14 protein-coding genes are annotated in these 17849 nt (G+C 76.0%); 10 read left to right on the top strand and 4 right to left on the bottom strand.

What is annotated here, in order from left to right:
* The first annotated feature begins 3 nt into the window (after positions 1–3).
* Positions 4–2019 carry an FAD-dependent oxidoreductase gene (locus ABTY40_RS28125; RefSeq protein ID WP_352062071.1) on the top strand — a complete coding sequence of 672 codons (2016 nt, stop codon included), beginning with the start codon at positions 4–6 and terminating at the stop codon, positions 2017–2019.
* Positions 2020–2092: 73 nt separating this feature from the next.
* Positions 2093–2632, top strand: a complete 540-nt coding sequence (locus tag ABTY40_RS28120; protein ID WP_352062070.1) for a PadR family transcriptional regulator — start codon at positions 2093–2095, stop codon at positions 2630–2632.
* A gap of 276 nt (positions 2633–2908) precedes the next feature.
* Here ABTY40_RS28120 and ABTY40_RS28110 read toward each other — a convergent pair whose 3' ends face one another.
* Positions 2909–4801 (bottom strand): heavy metal translocating P-type ATPase, encoded by a 1893-nt coding sequence (locus ABTY40_RS28110; protein WP_352062069.1) that lies wholly within the window; start codon positions 4799–4801, stop codon positions 2909–2911.
* Positions 4802–4909: 108 nt separating this feature from the next.
* On the opposite strand from ABTY40_RS28110, the gene ABTY40_RS28105 reads away from it, so the two are divergent.
* The 3 genes from ABTY40_RS28105 (at position 4910) to ABTY40_RS28095 (ending at position 7712) form a co-directional block, all read left to right on the top strand.
* Complete coding sequence (locus ABTY40_RS28105) at positions 4910–5287, top strand: ArsR/SmtB family transcription factor (protein WP_345287780.1); 378 nt, start codon at positions 4910–4912, stop codon at positions 5285–5287.
* Between the two features lie 22 nt (positions 5288–5309).
* Complete coding sequence (locus tag ABTY40_RS28100) at positions 5310–6698, top strand: FAD-dependent oxidoreductase (protein ID WP_352062068.1); 1389 nt, start codon at positions 5310–5312, stop codon at positions 6696–6698.
* 243 nt (positions 6699–6941) lie between these two features.
* The gene (locus tag ABTY40_RS28095; protein ID WP_352062067.1) at positions 6942–7712 is read left to right on the top strand and encodes a GntR family transcriptional regulator; all 771 of its coding nucleotides are present in this window, start codon (positions 6942–6944) and stop codon (positions 7710–7712) included.
* 18 nt (positions 7713–7730) lie between these two features.
* On the opposite strand, the gene ABTY40_RS28090 is transcribed toward ABTY40_RS28095, so the two are convergent.
* Entirely contained in the window at positions 7731–9260 is a 1530-nt protein-coding gene (locus tag ABTY40_RS28090) for an amino acid permease (RefSeq protein WP_352062066.1), read from the bottom strand.
* 150 nt (positions 9261–9410) lie between these two features.
* On the bottom strand, positions 9411–10385 hold the full coding sequence (locus ABTY40_RS28085) for a hypothetical protein (RefSeq protein ID WP_352062065.1): 975 nt from the start codon (positions 10383–10385) through the stop codon (positions 9411–9413).
* Between the two features lie 305 nt (positions 10386–10690).
* Between ABTY40_RS28085 and ABTY40_RS28080 the strand changes: the two genes are divergently transcribed.
* From ABTY40_RS28080 to ABTY40_RS28060, 5 genes are all read left to right on the top strand, one after another.
* Entirely contained in the window at positions 10691–12145 is a 1455-nt protein-coding gene (locus tag ABTY40_RS28080) for an FGGY family carbohydrate kinase (RefSeq protein ID WP_352062064.1), read from the top strand.
* Entirely contained in the window at positions 12142–13560 is a 1419-nt protein-coding gene (locus ABTY40_RS28075; RefSeq protein WP_352062063.1) for an FAD-dependent oxidoreductase, read from the top strand. The genes ABTY40_RS28080 and ABTY40_RS28075 overlap by 4 nt, the downstream gene beginning before the upstream one ends.
* Positions 13557–14777: an FAD-dependent oxidoreductase gene (locus tag ABTY40_RS28070; protein ID WP_352062062.1), complete on the top strand. Its 1221-nt coding sequence runs from the start codon at positions 13557–13559 to the stop codon at positions 14775–14777. The genes ABTY40_RS28075 and ABTY40_RS28070 overlap by 4 nt, the downstream gene beginning before the upstream one ends.
* 72 nt (positions 14778–14849) lie before the next feature.
* Positions 14850–15326: an NUDIX hydrolase gene (locus ABTY40_RS28065; RefSeq protein ID WP_352062061.1), complete on the top strand. Its 477-nt coding sequence runs from the start codon at positions 14850–14852 to the stop codon at positions 15324–15326.
* Between the two features lie 61 nt (positions 15327–15387).
* Positions 15388–15633 carry a hypothetical protein gene (locus ABTY40_RS28060; RefSeq protein ID WP_345287761.1) on the top strand — a complete coding sequence of 82 codons (246 nt, stop codon included), beginning with the start codon at positions 15388–15390 and terminating at the stop codon, positions 15631–15633.
* Positions 15634–15835: 202 nt separating this feature from the next.
* Here ABTY40_RS28060 and ABTY40_RS28055 read toward each other — a convergent pair whose 3' ends face one another.
* Complete coding sequence (locus tag ABTY40_RS28055) at positions 15836–17788, bottom strand: potassium channel family protein (RefSeq protein WP_352062103.1); 1953 nt, start codon at positions 17786–17788, stop codon at positions 15836–15838.
* Positions 17789–17849 lie beyond the last annotated feature (61 nt).

The raw sequence follows: 17849 nt of genomic DNA, 5'->3' as shown, positions 1-17849 counted from the left end.
CCCATGAGCCCGTACCCCCACCTGCTGAGCCCGCTCGACCTGGGGTTCACCACGCTGCCCAACCGGGTGATCATGGGGTCGATGCACGTCGGCCTGGAGGAGGCCGAGCACGGCTTCGAGCGGATGGCCGCCTTCTACGCCGAGCGCGCCCGCGGCGGCGCCGGTCTGATCGTCACCGGCGGCATCGCGCCCAACGAGGCCGGGCGGCCCTGGGACGGCGGGGCCAAGCTCACCACCGCCGAGGAGGTCGCCGAGCACCGGCTGATCACCGGGGCCGTGCACGAGGCGGGGGGCCGCATCGCGATGCAGATCCTCCACTTCGGCCGCTACGCCTACCACCCCGCCCTGGTCGCCCCGAGCGCGCTCAAGGCCCCGATCAGCCCCTTCGTACCGAACGAGCTGACCGACGCCGAGGTCGAGCAGACCATCGAGGACTACGTCCGCTGCGCCGAGCTCGCCCGGGAGGCCGGCTACGACGGCGTCGAGGTCATGGGCTCCGAGGGCTACCTGATCAACGAGTTCATCGCCGCCGCCACGAACCGGCGCACCGACCGCTGGGGCGGTTCGTACGAGAACCGCGTCCGGTTCCCGCTGGAGATCGTCCGGCGGATCCGGGAGCGGGTCGGCACGGACTTCATCCTGATCTACCGCCTCTCCATGCTGGACCTGGTGCCCGGCGGGTCCACCCTGGAGGAGGTCGTCCAGCTCGCCAAGGAGATCGAGGCGGCCGGCGCCACCCTCATCAACACGGGCATCGGCTGGCACGAGGCCCGCATCCCCACCATCGCCACCTCGGTGCCGCGCGGCGCCTACACGTGGGTGACGAAGAAGCTGATGGGGACGGTCTCCGTGCCGCTCGTCACCAGCAACCGCATCAACACCCCCGAGGTCGCCGAGGAGATCCTGGCCGAGGGCCGGGCCGACCTGGTCTCGCTCGCCCGCCCGTTCCTCGCGGACCCCGGCTTCGTCGCCAAGGCCGCCGCCGGCCGCGCCGACACCATCAACACCTGCATCGGCTGCAACCAGGCCTGCCTGGACCACACCTTCAGCCTCAAGATCACCTCCTGCCTGGTCAACCCGCGCGCCTGCCACGAGACCGAGCTGGTCCTCTCCCCCACCCGGCGCGCGAAGCGGATCGCGGTCGTCGGCGCGGGCCCGGCCGGGCTCGCCTGCGCGGTCTCCGCCGCCGAGCGCGGCCACTCGGTCACCCTCTTCGACGCCGCCGCCGAGATCGGCGGCCAGCTGAACGTCGCCAAGCGGGTGCCGGGCAAGGAGGAGTTCGACGAGACCCTGCGCTACTTCCGGGTCCAGCTCGACGAGCGCGGTGTCGACGTCCGCCTGAACACCCCGGTCGCCGCCGGGGACCTGGCGGACTTCGACGAGGTCGTCGTCGCCACCGGCGTCACCCCGCGCTCCCCGGGCATCGCGGGCGAGGACCACCCGAGCGTCCTCAGCTACCTGGACGTGCTGCGGGACGGCGCGCCGGTCGGCGAGCGGGTCGCGATCATCGGCGCGGGCGGCATCGGTTTCGACGTCGCCGAGTTCCTCACCGACGGCGGGGAGGGCGCGAGCCAGGACCCCGAGACGTACTTCCGCCAGTGGGGCGTCGACACCTCGTACGAGAACCGGGGCGGCCTGCGCGCTCCCGAGCGGAACGCGCCGCCGCGCCAGGTCCACCTGCTCCAGCGCAAGACCAGCAAGGTCGGGGCGGGCCTCGGCAAGACGACCGGCTGGATCCACCGCACCGAGCTGAAGCACCGGGGCGTGGCGATGGTGGCGGGCGCGTCGTACGAGCGGATCGACGACGAGGGCCTGCACCTGACGATCGACGGCGAGCCGCAGGTGCTGCCGGTCGACACGGTGGTGCTCTGCGCCGGTCAGGAGCCGAGGCGGGACCTGTACGAGGAGCTGGTGGCCGCGGGCCGCACGGCGCACCTCATCGGTGGCGCCGACGTGGCCGCCGAGCTGGACGCCAAGCGCGCGATCGACCAGGGGACGCGGCTCGCCGCCACCCTCTGATCCGTCCCCGGCCCCGGCGGCCGCCCCGTGAACCGTCCGCGGAGCGCGGGGCGGCCGAACCTAGGATGCGAGCATGTCCCTCCCGCACGCGATCCTCACCGCCCTGCTCGAGAAGCCGTCCTCCGGTCTCGAACTGACGCGCCGCTTCGACAAGTCGATCGGTTACTTCTGGTCGGCCACTCACCAGCAGATCTACCGGGAGCTCGGGAAGCTGGAGCAGGCGGGGCAGATCCGGGCCCTGCCGGCACCGGTTCCGGTGCGCGGGCAGCGCAAGGAGTACGAGGTGCTGCCCGCGGGCCGCGCCGAGCTGAGCGCGTGGGTGGCCAGGACGGAGGACCCCAAGCCCTTGCGCTCGGCGCTGCTGCTGCGCATGCGGGCGGCGGCCGTCGTGGGCTCCGCGGGGCTGCGAGCCGAGCTGGAGCGCCATCTCTCCCTGCACCAGGGGCAGTTGGCCCAGTACCTGGCGATCGAGGAGCGTGACTTCCCGCCGGAGCGGCGGCGGTCGGAGCCTGACCGGCTGCGTCACCTGGTGCTGCGGGGCGGGGTCGAGCTGGAACGGTTCTGGGTGGAGTGGCTGACGGGGGCCCTGGCGGAGCTCGGGCCGGAGGAGTGACCGGCGGGCCCGGCCGCCGGGAGCACCGCCCGGAGCCTCCCCGGGGCCGTGCCCGAGCGCACGGCGTCCCGCTCGTTCCCGGTGGAAGGCGGTCCCCCCGCTGGTCGCCGTCACCGTCGACGGCGTGGTCCACCGCGTCCCGCAGCGCCCGGTCGCGGCCCACGAGCGCGGCCCGCTGCGGCCGGAGGGCTGAACGGGCCGGCGCCGGACCCGGCTCCCGGGTCCGGCGCGCGCATGGAGGAGGGGGCGCGACGGCCCGGCCTCACACCTCTCCCCTCACTCGCCGTTCACTGCCTTCCGCCATGCCGCGTCCCGCAGCAGCCGCAGGCCGTTGAGGCCGACGAGGACCGTCGAGCCCTCGTGGCCCGCGACGCCGAGGGGCAGCGGGAGGTGGCCGGCGAGGTCCCAGACGACCAGGACGCCGATGCAGACTCCGGCGATCACCAGGTTCTGCACGACCAGCCTGCGGGCGCGGCGGGAGAGGGCCACCACGGCGGGGATCGCCGCGAGTTCGTCGCGGACGACGACCGCGTCGGCGGTCTCCAGGGCAAGGTCGGAACCGGCCCGTCCCATCGCGATGCCCGTGTGGGCCGCGGCGAGGGCGGGCGCGTCGTTGACGCCGTCCCCGACGACCAGCACCTTCGCGCCCGCCCGCTCCCACTCCCGTACCGCTTCCGCCTTCTCGTGCGGGAGGAGCCCGGCACGGACGTCGGCGATGCCGGTCTCGGCGGCGATCCGGCCGGCGGCGCCCGCGTTGTCTCCGGTCAGCAGGGCGGGGGCCGTGCCGGTGAGCCGGGCGAGGGCACGGACCGCCTCGGGGGCGCCGTCGCGCAGGCGGTCGGAGAGTTCCAGGACGGCGGCGGGCGCGCCGTCCACGAGGACCTCGACGGCCGTGTCGGCGTGGGTGCCGGGCGCCCTGCGGACCCGTACCTCCCGGCCCTCGACCACGGCCCGTACGCCCGTGCCCGGTTCGGAGGAGAAGTCGGTCGCCTCGGGCAGGCGCAGTCCGCGGGCGCGGGCCTCGGCGACGACGGCGCGGGCGACCGGGTGCTCGCTGGGCAGTTCGGCCGCGGCGGCGAGGGCGAGGGCCTTCTCGTCGCCGTGGACGGCGGTCACCCGGGGCGTCCCCTCGGTCAGGGTGCCGGTCTTGTCGAGGGCGACGCGGTCGGCGGCGCCGAGCCGCTCCATCACGACGGCCGACTTGACGAGGACGCCGTGGCGTCCGGCGGTGGCGATGGCGGAGAGCAGCGGCGGCATCGTGGCGAGGACGACCGCGCACGGCGAGGCCACGATCATGAAGGTCATGGCGCGGAGCAGGGCCTCGGTGACGTCGCCGCCGAGGAGGACGGGCAGGCCGAAGACGGCGAGGGTGGCGACGACGACGCCGACCGAGTAGCGCTGTTCGACGCGCTCGACGAACAGCTGGGTGGGGGCCTTGGTGGCGCTCGCCTCCTCGACGAGGGCGACGATCCGGGCGATCACGGAGGCGGAGGCGTCCTTGTCGACGCGGACGCGGAGCGCCCCCGCGCCGTTCAGGGTGCCGGCGAAGACCTCGTCGCCGGGGGCCTTGGCGGCGGGCAGCGGTTCGCCGGTGATGGTCGCCTGGTCGACGTCGCCGGCGCCCTGCAGGACGGTGCCGTCGGCGGGGAGGCGCTCGCCGGGGCGTACGAGAACGGTGTCGCCGACCGCGAGGGCGGCGGCCTCCACGGTCTCCTCCCCGCGGGGGGTGAGGCGTACGGCGGTGGCGGGGGCGAGGTCGAGCAGGCCGCGGACGGAGTCGGCGGTGCGGCGGGTGGCGAGCGCCTCCAGGGCTCCGGAGACGGCGAAGATGACGATGAGCAGGCCGCCGTCGAGGTACTGGCCGATGGCGGCGGCGCCGAGGGCGGCGACCACCATGAGCAGGTCGACGTCGAGGGTCCGCTCGCGCAGGGCGCGCAGGCCTTCCCGTCCCGGTTCCCAGCCGCCGGCCGCGTAACAGACGGCGTAGAGCGGGCCCCAGGCCCAGGCGGGCGCGCCGGCGAGGTCGAGGGGGAAGGCGAGGAGGAAGGCGAGGGCGGCCAGGGCCGCCCAGCGCACCTCGGGGAGGGCGGTGGCGCGGGTGCGCCGCGGCGGCGGGGGCGTGCGGACGGGCGGCGGGGCCTGCGCGGCGGCGAGCTCCGGGACGGCCATGGAGGGGACCTCTTTCGGGGCGGGGAGGGAAGGAGGACGGCACCACCATACCCGAATACATGAAGAGGTCTTCACGTATTGACATACGAGCGCCGCTACGATGAGCCCATGGGACACGGAGCGAACGGCCAGACGACCCCCGCCACCCGCCTGGACGCCGAGTCCGCGGCGACCATCGCCGCCACCCTCCAGGCCCTGGCCACGCCCTCGCGACTGATGATCCTCACCAAGCTCCGCCAGGGCCCGTGCGGCGTGACCGAGCTGGCCGAGGCCGTCGAGATGGAACAGTCCGCCGTCTCCCACCAGCTCCGGCTGCTGCGCGCGCTCGGCCTGGTCACCGGCGTCCGCCAGGGCCGCCGCATCGAGTACAGCCTCTACGACAACCACGTCGCCCAGCTCCTCGACGAGGCCGTCTACCACATCGAGCACCTCCGGCTCGGCGCCCGCGACGCCGCCCGTACCGCCGTGGATACTGGGCAGTCGTAGTCCACGACACGAAAGGGCGGGAATGACCGACGACTTGGGGACCCGCGGGACACGTCACGCGGTGGTCATCGGGGGAAGTCTCGCGGGACTCCTGGCCGCACGCGTGCTCGCCGAGCACGCCGAGAAGGTGACGGTCGTCGAGCGCGACCGCGTCCCGGACGGGCCGGAGGCACGCCCCGGCGTACCGCAGGGCCGGCACCTCCACGTACTGATCGCCGGCGGCCAGCGCGCCCTGGACGAACTGCTGCCCGGCTTCACCGACGAGCTGCGCGAACTCGGCGCGCCCAAGGTGGGCGTACCGGAGGACATGGTGCAGTGGCAGTCCGGCCGCTGGTTCCGCCGGACCCCGGCGACCGCGCACTTCTACAGCGGGCCGCGCCCCCAGCTGGAGTGGCTGGTACGGCAGCGGGTCCTCGCCGATCCGCGCGTCGAACTCCTCCAGGGCACCGAGACCGTGGGGCTGACCGGTGACGCGAGCCGGGTCCGCGGCGTCCGGCTCCGCGAGCGGGGCGCCGGACCGGACGCCGCCGTCCGCACCCTGGAGGCCGACCTCGTCGTCGACGCCTCCGGGCGCTCGACCAAGGCCTCCGACTGGCTCGCCGACATCGGGGCGGAGGCCCCGCACGAGGAGACCCTCGACACCGGACTCGCCTACGGCACCCGCGTCTACAAGGCGCCGGCCGACCTCGACACCGACGCGCTCGGCTACTACATCGTGCCGGGCCCGGCGCAGACCTACGGCGCGGTCGTCCTGCCCCTCGGGGACGGCCACCACCTGGTCACCCTGTCCGGGCTGCGCGGCGAGGAACCGCCCACGGACGAGAGCGGGTTCGAGGAGTACGCGAAGCGGCTGCCGCACCCGGTGATCAGCGAGTGGATCGCACGGGCGGAGCCGGTCTCGCCCGTGCACGGCTTCCGCAGGACCGCCAACGTCCGCCGCCGGTACGACCGTCCGGGCCGCCGCCCGGCCGGCTTCCTCGCCACCGGCGACGCGCTCTGCGCCTTCAACCCGATCTACGGGCAGGGCATGGCCGTCGCCGCGATGAGCGCGGTCGCGCTGCGCCGCGCCCTGTCCGACCCCCGCCGCACCCCGACCACCCGGACGGTGCAGAAGGCGCTGCTCGGCGCCTCCCGGCAGGCCTGGGACATCTCGGCGGGCGCCGACAAGAAGATGCCGGGGGCCCTCGGCGACGCGGCCCGCCCGGGACCGCTCGACCAGGCCGTGGGCTGGTACCTGCGCCGCGTCCAGGAGCGGGCGGCGGGCGACCCGGTGGTCGGCGGGGCGTTCCGCCGGGCGCTGACCCTGGCGGAGCCGCTGACGGCACTGTTCGCGCCACGGGTGGCGCGGGCGGTCCTCCTCGGCCCCGTCCACCCGTCGCCGACGGAGCCGCCGCTGCGCCGGGACGCGTAGGCGGGCCCGGGCCGGAAGGGCCCGGAGAAACACCCCGGACGTCCCGGAATCCTTCTTCGAACCCGCGCCGGCCCCGGTCCTCCGACCGGGGCCGGCGCCGTCGTACGGGGGCGCGTCCGGGCGGTGCGCGCCGTCCCTTTCGGCCAGTCTGCCGGGCAAGCCTGGCGGACTGGTTTAGACCAATGATAGGAAGGGTGACGCACACGTTCCACGCGGTCACGCAGAGCGAAGAGAGGGTTTCTCATGGCCGAGCCCGAATCCCAGGCCGTGGCGGACGCGCCGCTCTATCTCCGGGTCGCCGCCGCCCTGCGCGAGGAGCTCGCGCAGCCGCGCGTCTCCCCCGGCACCCGGCTCCCGTCCGAGCGCACGCTGGCCCGCCGGCATCACGTCAACCGCCAGACCGTACGGAGCGCCCTGCGCCTCCTGCGCGAGGAGCGGCTCGTCGTCACCGACCGGCGGGGGACCTTCGCGGCCGGCGCCCCCGAGGAGGCGGAGACCGGCGCCCCGGCCCTGACGGCACGCCGTCCCGCCTTCCCCGGCGGGCCGCCGGCGGCGGGGTCACAGGTGCGGGCCACCCTCACCTGGGAGGTGCCGCCCGCTCACCTGACCGGGCGGCTGCTGCTCACCCCGGGCGAGGCGACGCTCGTCCACCGCCATGTGGTGCTCGGCCCGCAGGGCACCCCGCTCCAGCGGGCGGTGTCCTGGTTCTCCCGGCCCGCGCTCACGGAGATCCCCCAACTGGGCCGCTACCGCCGGGGAAGGGACCGGCACCGCCGCCCCGACCTGCGGCTGCTCTACCACTGGATGCACCAGGCCGGGCTGCGGCTCACCCACCGGGAGTCGGTCGGCGTCTCCCCGGTGCCGGCCGGGGCAGCCGGCACCGGGACGGCGGGCGAGGCGGCCCGGCTGCTCGTCCACCGCGTGGTGAGCGACCAGCACGGGCACGCCCTGGAGATCACGGACATCGACTTCTCGGCGCGGTCGGCGGCCTGGACGTACGAGTTCAGCGCCTGAGGGCCCCCAGTCCGCCGGTCAGACGATGCTCTCCGCGATCTCCGACTCCTCGCGGGCGCTGCCGTAGGTGGTCGGCGTGCCGTACGAACGGCGGGCGACGTACCACCAGACGCTGGCGAGGAGCAGGACGGCGGCGAGCGCGATGACGGCGTAGTTCATGGAGTCGACGGTCACCGGGGACTTCTGCGGCAGGCAGAACAGGACGGTGACGAGCCCGACCCAGACGACGGCGGTCCAGCCGATCGGCCTGCTCCAGCGTCCCAGGCTCCAGGGGCCGGGGACGAAGCGGTCGCCGGCGCGCAGCCGCAGGTAGATCGGGATGGCGTAGGCGGGGGTGATGCCGATGACGTTGATCGCCGTGACCGCGCCGTAGGCGGTGGCCGAGTACAGCGAGGGCAGGGCGAGGACCGCCGCGACGGCGACGGCGAGCCAGACCGCCGGGACGGGGGTCTGGGTGCGGGTGCTGACCTTGCGCCAGAGGGCGGAGCCGGGCAGCGCGTTGTCGCGGCTGAAGGCGAAGACCATGCGGCTGGCGGCGGCGACCTCCGCGTTGCCGCAGAACAGCTGGGCGACGATCACGACGAGGAGGAGGGCGGTGGCGCCGCCGGAGCCGAGGGCGTCCAGGAGGATCTGGGCGGGCGGGACTCCGGTGGCGCTGTTCTGGGTGGCCGCGTAGTCCTGGATCGCGAAGGTCAGGCCGGCGAGCAGGGCGAATCCGGCGATCCAGGAGACCCAGATGGCGCGGACGATGCCCTTGGCGGCGGTGACGGAGGCGTTGGAGGTCTCCTCGGAGAGGTGGGCGGAGGCGTCGTAGCCGGAGAAGGTGTACTGGGCGAGGAGCAGACCGATGGCGGCGACGTAGAGCGGGTTGGCCCAGCCGGTGTCGTTGACGAACTCGGTGAAGACGAACTCGGCGGACTGGTGCCGGTCGGGGACGATCGCGAGGGCGCCGACGATCACGGCGACGCCGGCGAGGTGCCACCAGACGCTGATGGAGTTGAGGACGCTGACGAGCCGGACGCCGAAGAGGTTGAGGACGGCGTGGAGCAGCAGGATGACCAGGAAGATGAGGAAGGTGGAGCCGGGTGTGGGTTCGAAGCCCCACTGGAGGTTGAGGAACGCTCCGGTGAAGAGGGCGGCGCCGTAGTCGATGCCGGCGATGGCTCCGAGCAGGCCGAGCAGGTTGAGCCAGCCGGTGTACCAGCCCCAGCGGCGTCCGCCGAGGCGGTCCGCCATGTAGTAGAGCGCGCCGGAGGTGGGGTAGGCGCTGGTGACCTCGGCGAGGGCGAGGCCGACGCAGAGGACGAAGAGACCGACCCCGGCCCAGCCCCACAGCATGACGGCGGGTCCGCCGGTGCCGAGGCCGAAGCCGTACAGCGTCATGCAACCGGAGAGGATGGAGATGACGGAGAAGCTGATGGCGAAGTTGCCGAAGCCGCCCATCCGGCGGGCGAGGACGGGCTGGTAGCCCAGCTCGCGGAGCCGGGCCTCCTCGTCCGGGGCGGGCGCCGGCGTGCGTATCGCGTCGGTGGGAGCGGTGCGGGACATGGGGCGTGTTCCTCCGGGGACGGGGACGAGGGCGGAACGGGGACGGGGACGGGATCGGCTGGGACGGGGGCGGGGACGGCGGGGGACGCGGGGACGGCACGCGTACGGGGTGTTGCGCGTACGGGTGGCGGCCCCCGGTCCCGGCGCCGGTCAGCCGCCGAGACAGCGGGCGCGGGCGCGCAGGAAGACCTCTTCGGCGAGGGCCCGGTCGTCGGGGCGCGCGGTCCGGTACGCCCAGGGCAGCGTCGTGTAGTAGGGGCCGAGGGCCCGGAAGACGCGGGCCGCGTCGGAGAAGCGCAGGGCCCCGAAGAGGGCGTGCGCGAGGTGGTTGAGGTCGAGCTGGGAGGCCTCTTCCGTGGCACAGAAGAGGAACCAGCCGTCGAGGGCGGCGCGGGCGTCGCGCACGGCGTCCTCGGTGACCCAGTGGAGGTCGAGGGCGCGCTCGTGCCCGCGTTCGCGGCGGTAGCGCTCGACGCGCACGTAGAGCGGCAGGGCGTGCAGGGGGGAGCCGACGGGGGCCTGGGCCTCGGCCCAGCGGGCGTAGTTGACGGCCTCCGACAGCGGACCGCCGCTGCCCGCGTACACGAACTGGAGCATCCGGTGGTGGGCCTCGCGGTTGTGCGGGTCGCGCTTCTCCGCCTCGGCGAGGAGTCCCCAGGGGCCGGGGGGCAGCATGGGGCCGGGCGGGGCGAGCCGGTGTTCGGGCAGGTCGCGGCGGATGTCGAGGGCGGCGAGGGCGAGCAGGCCGATCCATGGCACGGGGTCGGCGGGGACGCGGTCGGCGGTCTCCCGGCAGGCGGCGCGGGCCTCGTGCCAGAGGTCGCGGGCGCGGACGTGGCCGGAGCGGTGGGCGCGGACGGCGCGCTCGACGGCGACGCGGCAGGCCATGACGGCGGCGGCGAGGCTCGCGGGCTCCTCGGTGCGCCAGGCGTGCACGACGTCGGTGCCGGCGGCGACGGTGGCGAGGACCTGGGTGCGGCGGGTCCAGGCGTCCCATCCCGAGGTCTCGTCGAGGAGGCCGGCCATCGCCACCCAGCGGCCGGTGCGCACCTCCTGGACGGCGTGGCGCAGGGCGTGGTCGTGGCCGGCGGGGTGGTAGACGGGCCGGAATCCGTGACCGGCCATCAGGGGGTGGGGCGGGGTGTGGATGACATGGTTCCTCGGTGCGGTGAAGGGGGTGGTCAGTCCCCCGGCGGGAGTCCCGGCCGTCGGTCGGCGATCACTATAGGGGGCACTGGACGTGACCGGTCCACTTTCCTGCGTGACCGTAACTATCCGGCCAGCGACCGGATTTGGCTTTTCGTCCGTGAGCCGAGGGTGACCTGACAGGTTCCCCGGACGGCTCTTGACGCCCGGGGCGGGCGGCGGCACCCTGGCCCTTTTCGGTGACCACATGATCACCGAGCGGACGGAACGACAGGAGCGGTGGCATGACGGGCGGCCCGGTACTCGCCGTCGACCAGGGCACCTCCGGCACCAAGGCGCTCGTCCTCTGCCCGGAGCGCGGAGTCATCGGTACGGGCACGGCGCCCGTACGGCCCCGGTACCTGCCGGGCGGACGGGTCGAGGTCGACCCGCGTGAGCTGTACGACTCCGTCGTCTCGGCCGGCCGGGCGGCGCTCGCCGAGGCCGGCACCCCGGTCGAGGCGGTGGGTCTCGCCAACCAGGGCGAGACGGTCCTCGCCTGGGACCCCGCCACCGGCGGGCCGCTCACCGACGCGCTCGTCTGGCAGGACCGCAGGGCCGCCGGAATCTGTGACGAACTCGCCCCTCACGCCGACGAGTTGGCGTACGTGACCGGCCTTCCGGTCGACCCCTACTTCGCCGCGCCGAAGATGGCCTGGATCCGCCGCCACGCCACCACGGCGGGTGTCGTCACCACCAGCGACGCCTGGCTCGTCCACCGCCTCACCGGCGCCTTCGTCACCGACGCGGCGACGGCGGGACGCACCGGACTCCTCGACCTCGACACGGTCGCCTGGTCGGACCGGGCCCGCGGCCTCTGGGGGCTCGACGGGGAGCGGCTCCCCCGTGTGGTCGGCTGCGACACCCCGGTCGGCACCACCACCGCCTTCGGGCCGCCCCTGCCGCTGACCGGACTCCTCGTCGACCAGCAGGCGGCCCTGCTCGCCCAGAGCGCCACCGATCCGGCCGCCGCCAAGTGCACCTACGGCACCGGCGCCTTCCTCCTCGCGCAGACCGGACCCGAGCCCCGGCGCGGCACCTCGGGACTGGTGGGCTGCGTCGCCTGGCGGCTCGGCGACGACGTCACGCACTGCCTCGACGGACAGGTGTACACCGTGGCCTCCGCCGTGCGCTGGCTCACCGACCTCGGGGTGCTCGCCGGGGCGGAGGAGATCGACCCCGTCGGCGGGGGCGTACCGGACTCCGGGGGCGTCACCTTCGTGCCCGCGCTCGCCGGCCTCGCCGCTCCCTGGTGGCGGGGCGACGCGCGCGGATCCCTCACCGGGCTCGGGCTCGACACCACGCCCGGCCACCTCGTCCGCGCCCTGTGCGAGGGCATCGCCGCCCAGGTCGTGCTCCTCGCCTCGGCCGTGGCCGCGGACCGGGGAGCGCCGCTGACCTCGCTCCGTGCCGACGGGGGCCTGACCCGCTCCGCGCTGCTCATGCAGACCCAGGCCGACCTGCTCCAACTGCCCGTGGAGGTCGCCTCCTCACCGGACGCCACCGCCCTGGGCGTGGGCGCGGTCGCCCGGCTCGGCCGCCGGCCGGGGCTCGCCGTCCACGAGGCCGTACCGGAGTGGCGGCCCGCCGCCGTGTACGAGCCCCGGATCGGGCCCGACGAGGCCGCCGAGCGGCTCGGCCGGTTCCGTACCGCCGTGACCGCCGTCCTCGCGGAGCGCCCCGCGCGGGGCGCGTCGTGAGCGTCACGCGCACCGGCCCGCTGCCCGCCGGCCCGGCCGCCGCGTACGACGTCGTGGTGGTCGGCGCGGGGGTCGTCGGCTGCGCCGTCGCGCGGGCCCTCGCCCGTCACCCGCTGCGCGTGGCGCTCGTCGAGGCCGCGAACGACGTCGGCGAGGGCACCTCCAAGGCCAACACCGCCCTCCTCCACACCGGTTTCGACGCCGCGCCCGGCACGCTCGAGGCGCGGCTCGTCCGCGACGGGCACCGGATGCTGACCGCGTACGCCCCCGAGGCCGGCATCCCCGTCGAGCCGCTCGGCGCGCTGCTCGTCGCCTGGGACGACGACCAGCGGGCGGCACTGCCGGGACTCGCCGACAAGGCCGCCCGCAACGGCCACCACCGCACCCGGATCATCGGCGCGGACGAACTGCGGCGACGCGAACCGCACCTGGGGCCCGGAGCGCTCGCCGCCCTCGACGTGCCGGGCGAGTCGGTGATCTGCCCCTGGACGACCACCCTCGCGTACGCCACCCAGGCCGTCCTCTCCGGTGTCGACCTGCACCTGAACTGCCGGGTCGACGGGGTCGTCCCCGGGGAGCCGTGGCACCGGCTCGTCACCCCGCGCGGGGTGCTGCGCGCCCGGTACCTCGTCAACGCCTGCGGCCTGCACGCCGACGCCTTCGACGCGCTGCTCGGCCGCCACGACTTCACGGTCACCCCGCGGCGCGGACAGCTCCTCGTCTTCGACTCCCTCGCCCGTGACCTCGTCCGGCACATCCTGCTGCCCGTGCCCGGCCGCCTCGGCAAGGGCGTGCTGATCACCCCGACCGTCTTCGGCAACGTCATGCTCGGCCCCACCGCCGAGGACCTGAGCGACAAGGGGGCCACCGGCACGACCGCCGAGGGCCTCGCGGGACTGCGCGCCCAGGGGGCCCGCATCCTGCCCGCGCTCCTGGAGGAGGAGGTCACGGCCGTCTACGCGGGACTGCGGGCGGCCACCGGCCAGGAGGACTACCGGTGCGCGGCCCACCCCGGGCAGCGGTACGTGACGGCCGGCGGCATCCGGTCCACCGGCCTCTCCTCCTCCCTCGCCCTCGCCGAGCACGTGCTCGGCCTCCTCGCCGACTGCGGACTCGACCCGGGCCCCGAACGGGCCCTCGCGCCGGTGCGGATGCCGAACCTGGGCGCGGCCTTCCCCCGCCCCCACCGGGACGCCGGTCTCGTCGCCCGCGATCCGGAGTACGGCACGATCGTCTGCCACTGCGAGCGGGTCACCCGGGGCGAGATCCGGGACGCGTTCGCCTCGCCGATCCCACCGGCCGGGCCCGACGGGCTGCGCCGCCGCACGCGCGCGCGTGCGGGCCGCTGCCAGGGCGACCACTGCGGGGCGGAACTGCGCGTGCTCCTCGCGCGGTACGGGACGGGGGCGCCGTGAACCGGCGGGTGGACGTGCTCGTGGTGGGCGCCGGTCCCGCGGGGCTCGCCGCCGCCGCGCGGCTGGCGTCGGCGGGCGCCGGGCGGGTCGAGGTCCTGGAGCGCGAGAGCACGGCGGGCGGCGTCCCACGCCACTGCGCGCACCCCGGTTTCGGCGCCGACGCGCGGGGCCGGCCGCTGGACGGGCCCGCGTACGCGCGCGCCTGCGTGCGGGCCGCCCTGCGGTCGGGGGCCACGATCCGGACCCGGGCCTCCGTCACCGGCTGGGCCGGCGGCGGGCCCGCCACGGGGACGCTCGCGGTGGAGGTCACCGCTCCGGGGGGCCTGGAGGTGGTGCGGGCGCGGGCCGTGATCCTCGCGACCGGGGCCCGGGAGCGGCCCCGCGGCGCCCGCCTGGTGCCGGGCACCCGCCCGGCGGGGGTCATGACCACCGGTGAGCTCCAGCGGATCCTGGCGCTGCCCGTCCGCCTCCGGGACCTCGCCGGGCGACGCGCGGTGGTGGTCGGCGGCGACCCGGTGGCGCGGCACGCTGTGCGGGCCCTGCGTGCCGCCGGGGCGGACGTCGCGGCGGTCGTCACCGAGGGGCCGCCGGCCTCCCCGGCCGGTGGCGTACCGGTGCTCACCGGGACCGTCGTCGCGGAACTCCTCGGCCGGGGACGGCTGACCGGCGTGGTGGTGCGGGCGCGGGACGGGCGTACCGGAACGCTGCGGTGCGACACCGTCGTCTTCACCGGCGACTGGATCCCGGAGCACGAACTGGCCCGGCGCGGCGGGGTGCCGCTCGCGCCCGGCAGCCGGGGACCGCTGGTGGACGGCCGGTTCCGTACGGCGGTGCCGGGCGTCTTCGCGGTCGGCAATCTGCTGCGCGGGGTCGAGCCGGCGCGGGTGGCGGCGGCGGAGGGGCGGCGCGTCGCCCCGGCCGTGCTCGACCGGCTCGCGGGGGGCGGCGCCGGGCCGGAGGGGGTGCCGGTGGAGGCCGCCGGCGCACTGCGATGGGTGGTGCCGGGCCTGCTGGGCGCGGAGCCCGTCCCCCTGCTGGTCCGGGTGGAGCGCCCACTGGACAGGCCGGTGCTGAGTGTCTCTCAGGGGGGCGTACCGCTGCGCCGGGAACGGCTCCCGGCCCGTCTCGTACCGTGGCGTTCGCTGCGTCTCGGCCCGCGCTGGACCGGTGGGGCGGATCCGGAGGGCGGTCCGGTGGTGGTCGCCGCCGGGGAGTGAGGCGGGGCGGCGGCCGGAGCGGCGCGGGCGCGTCCCCGCGCCGGGGAGGGGAGCCTCGGCCACACTGACGGCATGCCGGACAAACGCAGCGCGGGTCTGCTGGTCTACCGCCGTACCCCCGACGGTGGTGTCGAGGTGCTCATCGGGCACATGGGCGGGCCGTTCTGGGCGGCGCGGGAGGAGGCCGCCTGGTCGGTGCCGAAGGGCGAGTACGGGCCGGAGGAGGAGCCGGAGGCGGCGGCGCGGCGGGAGTTCGAGGAGGAGCTGGGGCTGCCCGCGCCGGAGGGGCCGTGGATCGCGCTCGGGGAGGTCCGGCAGCGCAACGGGAAGACGGTCACCGTCTGGGCGGTGGAGGGGGACGTCGATCCGGACCTGGTCGTCCCGGGCACGTTCGCGCTGGAGTGGCCGCCGCGGTCCGGGGTGACACGGGAGTTCCCGGAGGTCGACCGGGTGGGCTGGTTCGGCCCGGAGGCGGCGGCTCCGCTCCTCGTGGCGGGTCAGCGGGTGTTCCTGGAGCGGCTGGTGACACACCTCCAGGGCGGTGGCTGAGGGCGATTGTCAGACCCGTGCGAGAGGGTGGGAGCGGCAATCCGTCGAGAGGGAGCCCGACATGACCACGACCACCGCCACCGAGCGCGCCGCGGCCCAGGCGTACCTGCGGCTGCTCGAATCCACGCAGGCCGTGCTGACCGATCCGTCGCTCGCGCCGTACGCGGGGGCGATGCTGGCCAACCCGATGGCCGAGGCCGACGAGGCGCTGCGCGCGGCGGGCCTCGCGGGGAACGAGGACCGGCTGCTGCGGCTCGTCTCCTCGCTGCGGGCCGCGCCCGTGGGTGAGTGGGGGCGGTCCGGCTGACCGTCCGGGCCCGGCCTCCGGGTCCCGGCCGGCCGCCGCGTACCCGGCGAGGACCGAAGTCCCCCCGGGAACGACCGTGCCGTCGAGGGCCCGGTGACCCCCGCGAGACGCGGGGGCGGACGCCGGGTGCCCCGCCGGGGACGGCCGTCCGGGGCCCGGTGGATGCGGTGCCGGAAGCGCGGGTCCCTCACCGGAGCCGGCGTCACGGTCCCTGGGGGCCCGGCCCGTCGGGGGCGGGAGCGGGTGAGCGGCCGGCGGCCCGGCCGCGGCCCAGGAGTTCGGCGAGGCCCCGGCGGGTGGCCGCGACGATCACCCGGTCACCGGGGACGAGGACCCGGTCGGGGGCGAGGCGCCACGCCCGGTTGCGGTCGGGCGGCGCGTCGGCGGGGGTGCCGGCCGCGCGTTCCATGGCGATGACCCGCCAGGAGCCGGCGTGGAAGGCGTCGGCCACCTTGCTGTTCTCCAGGAGCGGGTGGGCCGCGACGTCCACGGCCGCGAAGAGGAGGACCCGCCGCTCGACGGGGAGCGCGCCGAGGATCCGGCGGCCCATCATGGCGCCGGCGAAGGCGGGGGCGGCCAGGTGGGAGACGCTGCGGCTGCGGGTGAGGGCGCCGGGGTGGGCGGTGCGCAGGGTGCGGTAGACGGCGGTCGCGAAGTCGTCGTCGTACAGGCGGAGCACGACCCGCAGGTCGGGGGCGAGGGCGCGGGCGGAGAGCGCGGCCTCCAGGTTGGTGATGTCGACGCTGGTGAGGGCGAGGAGCGCGTGGGCGCGGGGGATGCGCGCGGCTTCCAGGACGCCTTCCTCGGTGACGTCGCCGATGACGGTGGGGACGCGGAGCCGGCGCGCGACGGCGATGCCGCGCGCCTCCGGGTCGGACTCGACGCAGACGACGGGGATCCCGAGGCGGCGGAGCCTGGCGAGGACACGGGTGCCGACCTTGCCGAGGCCGAGGAGGACGACATGGCCGGACAGGCCGCGCGGCGGGCGGCGCAGCGCGGTCGCAGTACGGAAGGTGCCGAGGCCCTCGACGACGGCGGCGACGATCACGGGCAGCAGGAGCAGTCCCACGAAGCCGGCGAGGATCTGCAGGACCTGACGGCTGGTCGCCTCGCCGACGGCCGGCTCGCCGATGGCGAAGATGTCGAGCAGGGTCAGGTAGGCGGCGTGCAGCGGGTGGTCCCCGGTGGCCACGGTGAGCGCGAGCGCGAGGGCGAGGACGGCGCCGGCGGCGCCCGCCAGGGACCAGCGCAGGCGGCGGGAGAAGAGGGAGGCGACGGGCAGCGCGGCGCCCGCGAGCCGCCCGGGGCCCGCGGTGCTGCCGGCGGGCGTGACCGCTTCGAGGGTGACGGTGACACGGCCGGTGGACTCGGTGACGGTGCGGTCGTCGGGCAGGAGGCGCGGGCCCTCGTCGCCGCTGCGTTCGGAGCCCTCCCAGCCGGCCGGGTCGCGGGCCGTGGCGGAGAGCAGGGCGAGGGTGCACAGGCCCCGGTCGGGCGCCGTGCCGTCGGTGGACGGTGTCCGCTCGACCGCGTGCAGGAGCAGTCCGCCCGCCTGCACCACCTTGCTCGTGCCGGCGACGGCCGCCGCGGCGAGGGCCGGGGCGGCCGTGTCGACGTCGGAGAGCACGGTGGTCGCGGCGTCGAGCTTCTCGGGGTCGAGGCCGGGTTCGGCGACGGCGGCGGCCTGGTCGAGGAGGGTTTCGAGGTACTGGCCGAGTTTGCGGTTGTAGAGCCGGATGACCAGTCGCAGGCGGGGGTTGAGGCGGCGGGCGACGAGGGCGGCCCGGATGTTCGTCTCGTCGTCCTCGTGCACGAGGGCGAGGGCGGCGGCGCGCTCCGCGCCCGCGTCGGTGAGGGCCCGGTCGTCGGCCTCCGCGCTCTCGACGACCGTCAGGCTGCCCTCGGCGCCGAGCCCGCTGCCGTACCCCGGGCCCACGGGCCCGCCGGGGCCGGCGTCCCCGCCGGAGACGGTGGTGGTGCGGGTGACGGCGGCGGTGACCCGGCCGAAGAGGGACAGCGCGCGGCCGGGGCGGGTGGCGGGCGTGCTGGGCGCGTCGGGCCGCGCCGGTACGAGGAGGGTGACCCGCTCCCCGTACACCTCGTGCAGTTCGCGCGCGAGGCGGTGGGCGAGGGCGTCGCCCCCGCAGACGATCATGTGTCCGCCGGCGGCGGAGCGGGGCGCCCGGTCGGCGCGGAGGGCGGGCGCGGCCGCCGGG

Source organism: Streptomyces sp. NPDC126503 (assembly GCF_040302405.1).
In the GTDB taxonomy this organism is placed as follows: domain Bacteria; phylum Actinomycetota; class Actinomycetes; order Streptomycetales; family Streptomycetaceae; genus Streptomyces; species Streptomyces gulbargensis.
This window is presented reverse-complemented; position numbering and strand designations above follow the sequence as displayed.

Excerpts from the sequence above, each read along its gene's own strand:
- ABTY40_RS28125 (WP_352062071.1), top strand. The coding sequence starts at position 4 with ATGAGCCCGTACCCCCACCTGCTGAGCCCGCTCGACCTGGGGTTCACC.
- ABTY40_RS28120 (WP_352062070.1), top strand. The coding sequence starts at position 2,093 with ATGTCCCTCCCGCACGCGATCCTCACCGCCCTGCTCGAGAAGCCGTCC.
- ABTY40_RS28110 (WP_352062069.1), bottom strand. The coding sequence starts at position 4,801 with ATGGCCGTCCCGGAGCTCGCCGCCGCGCAGGCCCCGCCGCCCGTCCGC.
- ABTY40_RS28105 (WP_345287780.1), top strand. The coding sequence starts at position 4,910 with ATGGGACACGGAGCGAACGGCCAGACGACCCCCGCCACCCGCCTGGAC.
- ABTY40_RS28100 (WP_352062068.1), top strand. The coding sequence starts at position 5,310 with ATGACCGACGACTTGGGGACCCGCGGGACACGTCACGCGGTGGTCATC.
- ABTY40_RS28095 (WP_352062067.1), top strand. The coding sequence starts at position 6,942 with ATGGCCGAGCCCGAATCCCAGGCCGTGGCGGACGCGCCGCTCTATCTC.
- ABTY40_RS28090 (WP_352062066.1), bottom strand. The coding sequence starts at position 9,260 with ATGTCCCGCACCGCTCCCACCGACGCGATACGCACGCCGGCGCCCGCC.
- ABTY40_RS28085 (WP_352062065.1), bottom strand. The coding sequence starts at position 10,385 with ATGGCCGGTCACGGATTCCGGCCCGTCTACCACCCCGCCGGCCACGAC.
- ABTY40_RS28080 (WP_352062064.1), top strand. The coding sequence starts at position 10,691 with ATGACGGGCGGCCCGGTACTCGCCGTCGACCAGGGCACCTCCGGCACC.
- ABTY40_RS28065 (WP_352062061.1), top strand. The coding sequence starts at position 14,850 with ATGCCGGACAAACGCAGCGCGGGTCTGCTGGTCTACCGCCGTACCCCC.
- ABTY40_RS28060 (WP_345287761.1), top strand. The coding sequence starts at position 15,388 with ATGACCACGACCACCGCCACCGAGCGCGCCGCGGCCCAGGCGTACCTG.
- ABTY40_RS28055 (WP_352062103.1), bottom strand. The coding sequence starts at position 17,788 with ATGATCGTCTGCGGGGGCGACGCCCTCGCCCACCGCCTCGCGCGCGAA.